The 12,659-nt window shown below is 41.7% G+C and carries 14 protein-coding genes; 12 read left to right on the top strand and 2 right to left on the bottom strand.

Going from position 1 to position 12,659, the window contains the following annotated elements; all coding sequences use genetic code 11:
- Positions 1-10 precede the first annotated feature (10 nt).
- The 9 genes from BUA88_RS12995 to BUA88_RS13035 all read left to right on the top strand — a co-directional run bounded on the left by BUA88_RS12995 (position 11) and on the right by BUA88_RS13035 (position 8,329).
- Complete coding sequence (locus tag BUA88_RS12995; protein WP_072918774.1) at positions 11-700, top strand: polyphosphate polymerase domain-containing protein; 690 nt, start codon at positions 11-13, stop codon at positions 698-700.
- Positions 697-1,368, top strand: a complete 672-nt coding sequence (locus BUA88_RS13000; RefSeq protein ID WP_072918777.1) for a DUF4956 domain-containing protein — start codon at positions 697-699, stop codon at positions 1,366-1,368. Before BUA88_RS12995 ends, BUA88_RS13000 begins: the two co-directional genes overlap by 4 nt.
- A gap of 202 nt (positions 1,369-1,570) precedes the next feature.
- The gene (locus BUA88_RS16815; protein WP_083572527.1) at positions 1,571-2,839 is read left to right on the top strand and encodes a sugar transferase; all 1,269 of its coding nucleotides are present in this window, start codon (positions 1,571-1,573) and stop codon (positions 2,837-2,839) included.
- Between the two features lie 133 nt (positions 2,840-2,972).
- Positions 2,973-3,425, top strand: a complete 453-nt coding sequence (locus tag BUA88_RS13010; RefSeq protein WP_072918779.1) for a DUF4869 domain-containing protein — start codon at positions 2,973-2,975, stop codon at positions 3,423-3,425.
- 26 nt (positions 3,426-3,451) lie between these two features.
- Positions 3,452-4,411 carry a hypothetical protein gene (locus BUA88_RS13015; RefSeq protein WP_072918782.1) on the top strand — a complete coding sequence of 320 codons (960 nt, stop codon included), beginning with the start codon at positions 3,452-3,454 and terminating at the stop codon, positions 4,409-4,411.
- 95 nt (positions 4,412-4,506) lie between these two features.
- Positions 4,507-5,136, top strand: coding sequence for a flavin reductase (locus BUA88_RS13020; RefSeq protein ID WP_072918799.1), 630 nt, complete (start codon positions 4,507-4,509; stop codon positions 5,134-5,136).
- A 202-nt stretch (positions 5,137-5,338) separates the two neighbouring features.
- Positions 5,339-6,277 carry a glycosyltransferase family 2 protein gene (locus BUA88_RS13025; RefSeq protein WP_072918784.1) on the top strand — a complete coding sequence of 313 codons (939 nt, stop codon included), beginning with the start codon at positions 5,339-5,341 and terminating at the stop codon, positions 6,275-6,277.
- 35 nt (positions 6,278-6,312) lie between these two features.
- Complete coding sequence (locus tag BUA88_RS13030; RefSeq protein ID WP_072918786.1) at positions 6,313-7,611, top strand: DegT/DnrJ/EryC1/StrS family aminotransferase; 1,299 nt, start codon at positions 6,313-6,315, stop codon at positions 7,609-7,611.
- Between the two features lie 103 nt (positions 7,612-7,714).
- Positions 7,715-8,329: a hypothetical protein gene (locus BUA88_RS13035; protein WP_072918789.1), complete on the top strand. Its 615-nt coding sequence runs from the start codon at positions 7,715-7,717 to the stop codon at positions 8,327-8,329.
- An 89-nt stretch (positions 8,330-8,418) separates the two neighbouring features.
- Here BUA88_RS13035 and BUA88_RS13040 read toward each other — a convergent pair whose 3' ends face one another.
- Positions 8,419-8,820: a DUF6548 family protein gene (locus BUA88_RS13040; RefSeq protein ID WP_072918791.1), complete on the bottom strand. Its 402-nt coding sequence runs from the start codon at positions 8,818-8,820 to the stop codon at positions 8,419-8,421.
- Between the two features lie 22 nt (positions 8,821-8,842).
- The gene (locus BUA88_RS13045; RefSeq protein ID WP_072918792.1) at positions 8,843-9,805 is read right to left on the bottom strand and encodes a glycosyltransferase family 2 protein; all 963 of its coding nucleotides are present in this window, start codon (positions 9,803-9,805) and stop codon (positions 8,843-8,845) included.
- A gap of 193 nt (positions 9,806-9,998) precedes the next feature.
- On the opposite strand from BUA88_RS13045, the gene BUA88_RS13050 reads away from it, so the two are divergent.
- The 3 genes from BUA88_RS13050 to BUA88_RS13060 all read left to right on the top strand — a co-directional run.
- Complete coding sequence (locus tag BUA88_RS13050) at positions 9,999-11,219, top strand: capsular polysaccharide biosynthesis protein CapF (protein WP_072918794.1); 1,221 nt, start codon at positions 9,999-10,001, stop codon at positions 11,217-11,219.
- 1 nt (position 11,220) lies between these two features.
- Positions 11,221-12,378: a non-hydrolyzing UDP-N-acetylglucosamine 2-epimerase gene (gene wecB, locus BUA88_RS13055; RefSeq protein WP_072918796.1), complete on the top strand. Its 1,158-nt coding sequence runs from the start codon at positions 11,221-11,223 to the stop codon at positions 12,376-12,378.
- 3 nt (positions 12,379-12,381) lie between these two features.
- On the top strand, positions 12,382-12,659 hold a 278-nt coding region (locus BUA88_RS13060; RefSeq protein ID WP_143151442.1), incomplete at its 3' end, for a polysaccharide biosynthesis protein.

Below are 12,659 nucleotides of genomic sequence, written 5' to 3' on the forward strand. Positions count from 1 at the left end.
GAGTTTTGTAATGGAATATCGGCATGAATTGAAATTCATGGTATCAGATTTGACCATCGAGAAGCTTCGGCACAGGCTGGAGCCAGTGATGGAAAAGGATGAGTTCCATGATGATTTCTATACAATAAGAAGTTTGTATTTTGACGATTTGTTTGACAGTTGCCTGAATGAAAATCTGGCAGGTACGGACGACAGATTCAAATACAGAATTCGTTTTTACGATGATAATAAAGATTATATTAATCTGGAGAAGAAATATAAGAAGCGAGGCATGACCAAGAAAGAGTCCCAGCATTTGTCATTGGAGCAGGTGAAGAGCTTTATGGAAGGCCTGGATGGCTTGGGAACTGGTGCTGGCGATTCGTTCGCGGCTGATTTGTCCACAGAGCTGATGGCTGCAGGTTTGAAATCTGGCATGAAGCCTAAATGTATCGTGGAGTATGATAGGCTGGCATTTGTAGAGCCAGCAGGGAATGTGCGAATCACCTTCGATATGAATCTTCGCGGTAGCACTGATGTGGAAAGATTTTTGGATACAACAGAGGAGTTTGCACTTCCAGTTGTGGAGCCGGGAATGCACATACTAGAGGTGAAGTACGACGAGTTTCTGCCAAAATATATTTTACAACTGGTGGATTTAAACAATTTACATAGACAATCATTTTCAAAATATGCAATGGTGAGAGAGGTGTTAGGATGAGTTTTTCAGATATTATTAAAAAATCAGTACTTGAAAGTTTCGCAGCCACAGATATGTCGGCTAAGTTTGTAGCAGTAATTCTGATTGAGACATTTATTATCGCTTTGTACATCTTCCTGGTGTATCGCTTCATGACACGCTCAAGCTTTTACAACAAGGGCTACGCCGTTTCTATGGCGATGATTTCTGTAATCACGGCGGGAATCATTTTGGCTATGCAGTCTAATCTGGTTATTTCTTTAGGTATGGTCGGTGCCCTTTCTATCGTCAGATTCCGTACAGCCATCAAGGAACCGATGGATTTGCTTTTCTTATTCTGGTCAATCGGCACAGGTATCGTGGTTGGCGCAGGGCTTTTCTCTATGGGCGTGATGATAGCCGTATTCGTTACTGTTGGATTGGCATTTTTAAATATGGTGCCAGCGTTATCATCACCTGAGTTATTAGTACTTAAGATGGATGGCGCGGCTGAACCTTCTGTTATGTCTATCGTGAAGAGCGGCACAACAGCATTCAAAGTGGATTCAAAATCTATCACAAAGGGTGCTACTACTTTGGTCATCGAAGTGAAGACAAAGGACGGCAGCTCGCTTGTAAATAAGATTTCTGATGTGGACGGCGTGATTTCAGCTACACTGATGCATCATGAGGGTGAAGTGAAGAATTAAAAAATTATTATATAGTTATTTGGATTATAATATTTGTTGGATTGAGGGAAACTCATCGGCGAAGCCGATTATAATCATTCCTTACTCGCGTCAGCGAGTGGTCAGGGAGACGGGCAGACCTGCGAAGGTCGTGAGCCGCTGGAAATGGTACCATAAAAGAGGTAGTGCATGAAGAAATTGATAATCATAGGTGCTGGAGTATATGTACGCAAGATGTTTAAAAAGAGAAATTGATTGTGTTTTAGCTTTAGTGGGGATAGTCGTGTTGTCTCCACTTTTTGTAATTTTGATTGTGTTGGGCTGTATTTTTATGAGGGGAAATCCTTTCTTTACGCAGCAGCGACCAGGATATCATGAGAGGGTTTTCAAACTGGTTAAGTTCAGAACCATGGACAATCATAGGGGTGCTGACGGAGAGTTGTTGCCGGATGAGGTGCGGCTGAATAAGTACGGGCGATTCCTTCGGAGCACATCATTGGATGAGTTGCCGGAACTGTTCAATATTTTGAAGGGGGATATGGCCATAGTAGGGCCACGTCCGTTGTTGGTGCAGTATTTACCTTTGTATAATGAGGAGCAGCGACGTCGCCATGATGTTCGTCCAGGGTTGACAGGATATGCCCAGACTCATGGACGTAATAGCGTATCATGGGAAGATAAGTTTGCGATGGATGTGTGGTATGTGAGGCATGTGTCCTTGGCGTTGGATCTACAAGTGCTGGTGGATACGGTGCGAGTGGTGCTGAAGCGCGACGGTATTAGTTCGGAGACAGCTGCTACCATGGAGGCGTTTACAGGGACGCCGGAAGGGGTTGTGGCTGAGTGGAATATTATCAATACAGGTAAGTCCATTAAAACATTCAATTATTTGTATGATGATAATTTATTTGATTCCAAAAGGGAAAAAGGTATAGATATTCCTAGGAATATAAACTGCATATATTTAATTTGGCTTATCCCATTGGTGCTTTATTTAATGGCATTATATAAAAATAGTCTTGGTTATGCTGGTTTGTTTGGTGGATTGACAATTGTCTTATTGTTTGTGATTACTAAATTAGATTTTTATAAAAATCGAAATAGATATGAAAGTGCAGAGCAGGCCAGAATTGAGGCATTAGAAAAGACAATTTCACAGTTTTTTGATAAGCCAGCTTTGACTTATGAAATAAAAAAATCAGCAGCTGAATGGTATCTTTCCGAAAGCAAGAAAATGCCATTAGCTATAATATTAGGCATAGTTTCGAGAATATGGTTATTGGTAATTTCATTTACAGTTTTCTTGATAGGGTCGCTGTATCAACCTGCAGAAGGATGGGACCTGAGAATATTAGTTCTCATATTTGTGTTACAGCTTTTTGCGGATTCTGATTTGTGTAAGGCGGCTTTAGATTTGAGTGAAAGCCAGAATTACCGTTTAGTCAAAAGATATAAGGATTATATAGTGAAGAGCGAGCTGGAGAAATCATGATTGCGCTAGCGAGAGGTCTGGGAGGGGGCAGACCTGCGTAGCTGCTCGGAATGGTACCATAAGAATAATATATAGTGTATAATTGAGCTGTAGTGTTTACTGCAGCTTATTTTTTATGATTGGGAGACTTAAAATGTTAACTATTATATTTGGTGATTATAAGGATGCTAATTACATAAGTAATCCTGACATGTTTTTTGATAATACATATGAGGACAAGTGGTTGGAATCAGACTTGGCCAAAGACATAGTGAAGGATATAGATAAGTCGGATTTGGAAGGCCCAAATCTTGTGGTTAGTCCTGTATTAGGATCTATTCCTGTTACTAGAATATCTGGAGGTGCGAAGACATTAATACAAATAGCCTTTGATAGTGACCATATTTTCAATGCATCAGCTTGTGGAGATAATTGTGCAAAGTGGCTTTTAAAGATTGGTAATGATAAGGATATAGTTGTGAGAATGGGGCATGTTATGCATTTTCCGGAGGAATCATTTGATATTAAAATAGCCAATACTGGTGACATTGTACATACACCGTATGAACTGGTGGAAAAAGTAATAACGGAAGGTTTATTAGATTAAGAGATAACCGTCGGAGGTCTGTTTGAATGGTTGGAAGATATGATATAGAGCTGTATAACAATAAAGTTCATTATCATTTGAATATTAAAAGGAATATTACGGTTTTGAGAGGAGACAGTGCCTCGGGAAAGTCGGAGTTCATTAGATTGCTGAGCGCCTACAACGCAAATCCTGAATCATCGGGTATAACGTTGATAAGCGAAAAGGCTTGTAGCGTGTTGACTGAAGAAAACTGGAAATTATTTATAGAGTCATACAATGAGCGAATATTTTTTATAGATGAAGGAAATACATTTTTAGCTACAGAGGAATTCGCAAAGGCGGTAAAGAAAGCAGATCATTATTTTGTGATAATCTCCAGAGAACGTTTGCCGCAGCTGTCATATAGCGTTGAGGAAATATATGGTTTGCGAGAAGGAGATGAAGCTGGTAAATATAGAAATGCTACAAGAATATATAATGAAATGTATCAGCTTTATAATAATCAATTGGGAAATATTGCGGAGCCCGAGGTTGTTATTACTGAGGATTCGAATTCTGGATGCGAGTTCTTTTGTGAGGTTTATCCAGATAAATGCATTTCTGCAGGTGGAAAAAGCAATATTCAGGGAAAGATTGTTGGGGCTAAAGAGAATCAAATCTTAACCATAGTTGATGGTGCTGCGTTTGGGCCTGAGATGCAGGCTTGTATGGAGCTAATAAAAACATCGCCAAAGTCTATTTCGTTGTATGCACCAGAGTCATTTGAGTATTTAATTCTAAAGTCTGGTCTTATTGAGGTCCCTAAAGATATATTGGAAGAAACATGGAATTATGCCGATAGCAAAGAATTTTGTAGCTGGGAAGAGTATTATACTGCGGAATTATCCGATAGAACTAGAAATGGTGTTGGACAGTATTCCAAGAAAAAGTTGAATAAGTATTACATTACTAAGGGGAACTTGGATAAAATCTGTAAATGCTTGCCTTGGAAGATGGTACCATAGGAATTTAATAAGGTGTATAATTGAGCTGTGGCATAAGTCACAGCTTGTTTATTTTCTATGTTTACTGAAATGTAGGAGGGGTTGTTATGGCAGAAATGAATACTAAAGCGATGTATAAGTTATCTTATGGTTTGTTTGTATGTACGGCGGTACGTGATGGTAGAGCTAATGGCTGCATCATCAACACAGCTATTCAGGTGGCATCGGAACCAAATCGTATTTCTGTAGCGATTAATAAGGCGAACTTCACTCATGATATGGTAAAGGAGACAGGTGCTTGCAACATTTCTGTCATCAGCCAGGATGCGACCTTTGATTTGTTTAAGCATTTTGGATTTCAGTCAGGTCGTGATGTAGACAAGTTTGCTGATTATCCAAAGGAGAATTATCAGCAGGCGGACAATGGGATTCCTTATATTGTGACTGGGACAAATGCGTACTTCTCACTGAAGGTGGTGGAGGCAGTTGATTTGGGTTCGCATACTTTGTTTATCTGTGAGCCTACATTTATGACTGTACTTTCTGATGTGCCATCGGTGACATATGAGTACTATCAAAATAATATCAAGCCAAAGCCTGAGGCTGTTGGAACGACGCCTAAGGGGGAGATTGTATGGAGATGTCGCATATGCGGATATGAGTGGGTAGGCGAGGAACTGCCGGATGATTTCATCTGTCCAATTTGTAAGCATCCGAAGGCGGACTTTGAGAAGGTTGTGAGGTAAAGAAACTAGAATTCCTGAGAGGAATGTTTGTATAGGAATATAACTAAAGAAAAGGCGGACGTAAAATATACGTTCGCTTTTTTGATGAAAAAATAATGACTAGACGAGAACGAGAGATTACTGATAAAAAGAAGACCACTCCCTGTTGCATTATGTTATAATACATAAAGCTAATTAATAATTATTTGGAAAAGGTTTTTATATGGACAAGAAATTACTTACAATCGTAGTGCCTTGCTACAACGAGCAGGAGGCACTGCCACTGTTTTATCAGGCTATAATCGAAATGGAAAAAAATGGGGAGCTTGCTCCTGTTGATTTAGAGTTTGTATTTGTGGATGATGGTTCCAGAGATAATACACTGGAGGTGTTCCGAGGGCTTTCGGCACAGGATTCGCGAATTCACTATGTTTCATTTTCTAGGAATTTTGGCAAAGAGGCTGGCATCTACGCAGGCCTTGAGAAATCAACAGGTGATTACGTAGTTATCATGGATGCAGATTTGCAGGATCCACCTGCTATGCTTCCTGAGATGCTTTCATATATCGGCACAGGCGAGTACGACTGCGTTGCTACCCGTCGAGTTGATAGAAAAGGTGAGCCACCAATCCGTTCTTGGTTTGCCCGCAAGTTCTATCGCCTTATGAACAAGATTTCCAACGCTGACATCGTGGACGGTGCCCGCGACTACCAGATGATGACTCGCAAGGTTGTAGATGCAATCCTTGCTATGAAGGAGTATAATCGTTTTTCAAAGGGTATATTTGGTTGGGTAGGCTTTAGACGTAAATGGCTTGAGTTTGAAAATGTTGAGCGTGTAGCCGGAGAGACAAAATGGTCTTTCTGGAAGCTTTTCATTTATGCCATCGATGGCATCGTGGCCTTTTCAACAGCACCACTTATCATGGCATCCATCTTTGGTCTTATCATGTGTCTTGTGGCATTTATCTTCATCATTGTCATTATTGTTCGCACAATGATTTTTGGTGATCCTACAAATGGTTGGCCATCAATGGTATGTATTATCCTTTTGGTTTCAGGTATTCAGCTCTTGTGCATGGGTATCTTGGGTGAGTATCTTGCCAAGACATATCTGGAGACAAAGAATCGTCCAATCTATCTTGTGCAGGAAGAGAAATAAATAGCTATTAAATTTTTATATAGAGGTAAATTCAAATGTATACAAAGAATTTTGAGAAGTTTGAAGAGCGAGTTTTCCTTGCTACTCCAACAATGCATGGCGAGGAGCTAAAATACATTCAGGAGGCATATGACACCAACTGGATGACTACAGCGGGAACAAACATCACTGAGGTTGAGAAGCTTTGCGCTGAGAAGGTAGGCGTGAAATACGCAGTTGGTCTTTCAGCAGGTACAGCATCACTTCATCTTTCAATGAAGCTTGCGGGTATCGAGGCATATGGTATGCCTGAGGTTGGCCATGGTTGTCTCGAGGGACACAAGGTTTTCTGTACAGATATGACTTTCGATGCCACAGTTAATCCTGTAGTTTACGAGGGCGGCATCCCAGTTTTCATCGATACTGAGGATGACACTTGGAACATGGATCCAGTGGCTTTAAAGAAGGCATTTGAGATTTATCCAGAGGTAAAGGTAGTTGTTTGTGCACACCTTTATGGTACTCCTGGAAAGATAGATGAGATTGGTGCGATTGTTAAGGAACACGGTGCTATTCTTATCGAAGATGCAGCTGAGTCCTTCGGTGCTACATACAAGGGTGCCCAGACTGGTACTTTCGGTAGCTACAACACTATTTCATTTAACGGTAATAAAATAATCACTGGTTCTTCAGGTGGTTGCTTCCTTACAAATTCTAAGGAGGCAGCAGAGAAGGTTCGCAAGTGGTCTACACAGGCCCGCGAGGCAGCTGCTTGGTATCAGCACGAGGAGCTTGGTTATAACTATAGAATGAGCAATGTAATCGCTGGTGTTATCCGCGGTCAGCTCCCATATCTTGAGGAGCACATCGCTCAGAAGAAGGCGATTTACGAGAGATATAAGGAAGGCTTCAAGGGCTTACCAGTTCAGATGAATCCAATGGATCTTGAAAACTCTGAGCCAAACTACTGGCTATCATGTCTCATTATTGATAAAGATGCTATGTGCCCACAGGTTCGTGGTGAGCACGAGGCTCTTTTCACACCAGAGCACGGCAAGAGCTGTCCAACAGAGATCCTTCAGGCAATCGCAAGCATCAACGGCGAAGGTCGTCCAATCTGGAAGCCAATGCACATGCAGCCTATCTACCGTCTCAATCCATTCATCACACGCGAGGGTAATGGACGTGCGGTTACAAACGCATACATCGCAGGCGGCGTAATGGGTGCTGATGGCAAGCTTCTCGACAGAGGTGTGGACATCTTTGAGAGAGGTCTTTGCCTCCCATCTGATAATAAGATGACACCTGAGCAGCAGGATAGAATCATTGAAGTTGTTAGAGCTTGTTTTGAATAATGTGTTAATAGAGGGTATCACCATAGGGTGATACCTTTTTTGATTAATAATTTAAAAGTGTTATAATCAAGTAGTAGTATTTGTAAGCCTAAAAGGAGGATTTATGAAGAAATATATTAATAAGATTTTAGCAGGTTCTTTGTTTCTGTCTTTAGCATGTGTTGCATTCATAGCTCACCCAGTTACCGCTGAGGCTAAGGTTTATAACTATGACATCACTGAGGAGAATTTTCCTGCAGCAGATTATGCTGCCCGCTATTCTGATGTGAAAGCAGCATATGGCGATGACGCAGCTGCCCTCTATAACCACTACAAATTCTTCGGAGTAGAAGAAGGCCGCATCGTGAAGATTACAAAGGATGTGCTTGTATCTCAGGCAAATGCTGAGTCAGACGTTGTTGCATATAAGATTTTCGCGCTGGATGTGCTGGACACTATTGTTACAGACGATATGTCAGACGCCCAGAAGGTGAAGGCTGTAGAGTCTTGGATGAAGACCAACATCACCTACGGCTCATGCGGCGACACCCGCAGCTACCACATCACTGGCCCTATGACAAATCAGCCTACATTAGATGAAGGCTACGCTGAGACTTTCGAGTTCTTCATGGATGCACTGGGAATTCAGGCCATCACAAATAGTGATTTGAAGACTAACAAAGTGGAAGTTGATGGCGTTTGGTATGATGTGAATATACCTGGTGGGGTATTGTATTAGGATATTGAATTTGGGGTGGTAATGCCCCCAGGTTGAGATATTGATTTTGAATTAGAAAAGCCTGTGGCTGGCGCCACAGGCTTTAGTTTTTATTTGAACAGTCCAAGGATTTTTCCTAGGAACCCTTCATCCTTCTTCTTTTTGCTGAAATCTATTTTTGAATACTTTGACAGCACATCTGCCTCCGCATCCATTTTCTCTTTGAAAACGGACATCCAAACAACATCTTCATCCTTGCCTTGAAAATGTTCGAAAGCAACTTTTCCATCTTTTAAAGAATTGAATCTGGCCTGTAGATGCTGTAATCGCTTGAAGGTGTCATCCCACTCAGGAATATGCTCTCTGGCTTCAGTGTAGCACTCCTTCATCTTAGCCATGTATTTTGCCACGCCACCTTCCTCAAGCTTAAACTTCTGAGCAAGCATGTCATCGAAAAGAATGTAAGCATCGTAAAATCGTTCATTAACTATTCTGTTTTTTGTACTAAGCATAACTCAACCCCACCTATGTAAATTACTTAAGTTCTTCCCCGTCTTTTGTAATTATACTATCAACTATGTATATTGGTCTATTCTTAACTTCTGCAAAAATTATTGCCAAATATTCGGATATAAATCCTAAAATTATGAACAGTACTCCGAACATGAAGCACAGAACGACGATAAGTGTTGAATAACCGTTAGGCGCTGTGCCAAGGAAATACTGAACAATCGAATAGATTATCAAAATGAATGCAAGGAGCAGCGAAAATACTCCGGCGTAAATTCCCATCTTCAACGGCACATCTGAGAAATTGCAGATGGCGTTAAGTGAAAGCTTTACGAGAGCACGTAAATTGTAATTGCTCTCGCCGGCCACTCTGGCGCTTGCCTCGAATTCTAATGTAGTCTTTTTGAAGCCTACATTCTGCACATAGCCTCTGAGGAATCTTACACGCTCGCGGTAATCCCGCTTAAGTATCAATGCCACGCGGCGTGAAATCGCAAAGAAATCCGAAGAGTTATTCTCGAACTTAGTCTTTCCTGATAATGCATTCATCACCTTATAGAAAGCAACAGATGTGATTCTCTTGAAGATTCCTGCGTCAGCTCTTGCTGTACGAATCATGGAAACAACGTCATATCCCTCATCAAATTTCTCAATGATAGCTGGAATAGATTCTGGTGGATGCTGAAGATCTGCATCCATGCAAACCACGCCATCGCCAGTGGAATAATCGATTCCTGCAATCATGGCAGCCTCATGTCCACGGTTCGCAGCGAAATTTACAACTGCCACCTTTTCATCCTGACTTGCAAACTCCTTTAGCAAATCAAGGCTTCCATCTCGGCTACCATCATTTACAAAAATCAATTCATAATCCCAGCCTGTGCGCTGAGAAGTCTCTTTAAGAATAGGAGTAGTGTGCTCATAAAACTGTCTGAGCCCAAGCTCCTCGTTATATACCGATACTACTACTGAAAGTTTTTTAGTCATGATATTTGGTTTCGTCCCTTTAAATTTTATATTGTTTCCGCCAAAAGCTAAACATAAGCTATTATAACATTTTTAAAAGCTTTTCCTCAAGATTTGCTACACCATGTGCACCTCTTTTGTTATTCCAACTAGTGTGGTATAATTTACAAGATTATGGGTGCCTAGGCACTTTTGGAAAATAGGAGAGACTATTTTGAAAATTCTGGTTACCGGTGCAGCCGGTTTTGTTGGAAAAAATCTTGTGGAAACATTGAAGTGTGCTTCAGATGGAAGAGACAAGTTTCACGCTTTTGGCGAAGAGCTTACCATCTTTGAGTACGACAGGGGTTCCACTCCTGAGGAATTAGACCGCTACTGCAGCGATTGCGATTTTGTTTTCAATCTGGCAGGGGTCAATCGTCCTAAAGACAATAGCGAATTTATGGAAGGGAACTTCGGATTTGCCAGCACCCTTCTCGATACATTAAAAAAGCATAATAATACCTGCCCGGTGATGCTTTCATCATCTATTCAGGCAACACTTTTGGGTCGTTATGCAGGTAGTGATTACGGCGCAAGTAAGCTGGCTGGAGAGGAGCTGTTCTTTAAATACAGCTACGAGACAGGGGCAAAGGTTTTGGTTTACCGCTTCCCAAATCTTTTTGGAAAATGGTGCAGACCAAATTACAATTCCGCTGTGGCTACATTCTGTAATAACAAGGCAAACGGCTTGGAGATTACAGTGAACGACCCATCCACAGAACTGACGCTTGTTTATATCGATGATTTGGTAAATGAGATGTTTGATGCCCTTCAGGGAAATGAACACCGCTGTGATTATGATGAGGAAGGCAATGTGGTTCCTGATACAGCTGGAAAGTATGCTTATGTTCCAGTGACACACACAGTCACGCTTGGTGAGATTGTGGAGCTGCTCGATAGCTTCGTGGAGCAGCCAGACACACTTATGATGCCAGCCATTCCAAATGGCAGCTTTGCAAAGAAGCTTTACAGCACATATCTTAGCTACCTGCCAAAGGATAAGGCGATTATTGATTTGAAAATGAACTGCGACCAGCGAGGAAGCTTCACAGAGCTTCTTAAGACTCCAGACCATGGCCAGTTCTCTGTTAATATCAGCAAGCCTGGTATCACAAAGGGTCAGCATTGGCATCACACCAAATGGGAATTCTTCATCGTGGTTTCAGGCCATGGAAAGATTCAGCAGCGTCGTGTTGGAGTTGATGAAAATGGTCAGCCATTCCCAATAATTGAGTACGAGGTGAGCGGCAAAAAGATTCAGGCTGTTCACATGCTCCCAGGCTACACACACAACATCATCAATCTTTCTGAGACAGAGGATTTGGTGACACTGATGTGGGCTAACGAATTATTGGAGCAGGATAGACCAGATACATATTTTGAAGAGGTATAAAATGTTTAAAAATAACGGGAAATTAAAGTTATTAATCATCGTGGGCACACGTCCAGAAATCATTCGTCTTGCAGCTGTTATTAAGAAGTGCCGCAAGTATTTCGATTGCGTTCTTGCTCACACAGGTCAGAATTACGACTACAATCTTAACGGAGTATTCTTCAAGGATCTCCAGCTTGATGACCCAGAGGTTTACATGGATGCAGTTGGCGACAACCTTGGTCAGACAGTAGGAAATATCATTGCAAAGTCATACGAGCTTATGGTGGAGATTCAGCCAGATGCTCTTTTGATTCTTGGCGATACAAACTCATGCCTTTCAGCTATCGCTGCAAAGCGTCTTCACATTCCAATCTTCCACATGGAAGCTGGTAACAGATGTAAGGATGAGTGCCTCCCAGAGGAGACAAACCGCCGTATCGTAGATATTATTTCAGATGTAAATATGGCATATTCTGAGCATGCTCGCCGCTATTTGGCAGACTGTGGTCTTCCAAAGGAGCGTACATATGTGACAGGATCTCCTATGGCAGAGGTTCTTCACGATAACTTAGAGGCTATTGAGGCATCAGACGTGCTTACAAAGCTTGGCCTTGAGCCAAAGAAATACATCCTTCTTTCTGCTCACAGAGAGGAGAACATCGACACAGAAAAGAATTTCACATCGCTTTTTACAGCAATCAACAAGCTTGCTGAAAAATATGACATGCCAATTTTATACAGCTGTCACCCACGTTCAAGAAAGCGTCTCGAGGCCACAGGCTTCAAGCTTGACCCACGAGTTCGCATGCACGAGCCACTTGGCTTCCACGATTACAATCATCTCCAGATGAATGCCTTCGCGGTTGTTTCAGACTCAGGTACACTTCCAGAGGAATCAAGCTTCTTTACAAGCATTGGAAAGCCATTCCCTGCAGTGTGCATCCGCACATCGACCGAGCGTCCAGAGGCACTTGATAAGGCTTGCTTCTTCATCGCTGGTATCGATGAGGCATCACTTCTTCAGGCAGTTACAACAGCCATCGACATGAACGAGGCTGGTGATTATGGTATCCCAGTTCCTGATTATGTGGAGGAGAATGTGTCTACAAAGGTTGTTAAGATTATCCAGTCTTATACTGGTATTGTGAATAAAATGGTTTGGAGAAAGGACGTTTAAAAAATGAATTGCGATTTATTCAAAGATAAGACTCTTATGATTACTGGAGGTACAGGTTCTTTTGGTTCTACTGTACTTAAGCACTTTTTGGATTCTGATTTAAAGGAAATCCGTATTTTCTCACGTGATGAGAAGAAGCAGGATGATATGAGACATCAGCTTCAGGCTGAGCACCCAGAGTATGCTTCAAAGGTAAAGTTCTACATTGGTAACGTCCGCGATATGCGCTCTGTTCAGGATGCTATGCCAGGCGTAGATTTCATTTTCCATGCAGCAGCACT

Source organism: Pseudobutyrivibrio xylanivorans DSM 14809 (assembly GCF_900141825.1).
GTDB classification, from domain to species: domain Bacteria; phylum Bacillota; class Clostridia; order Lachnospirales; family Lachnospiraceae; genus Pseudobutyrivibrio; species Pseudobutyrivibrio xylanivorans.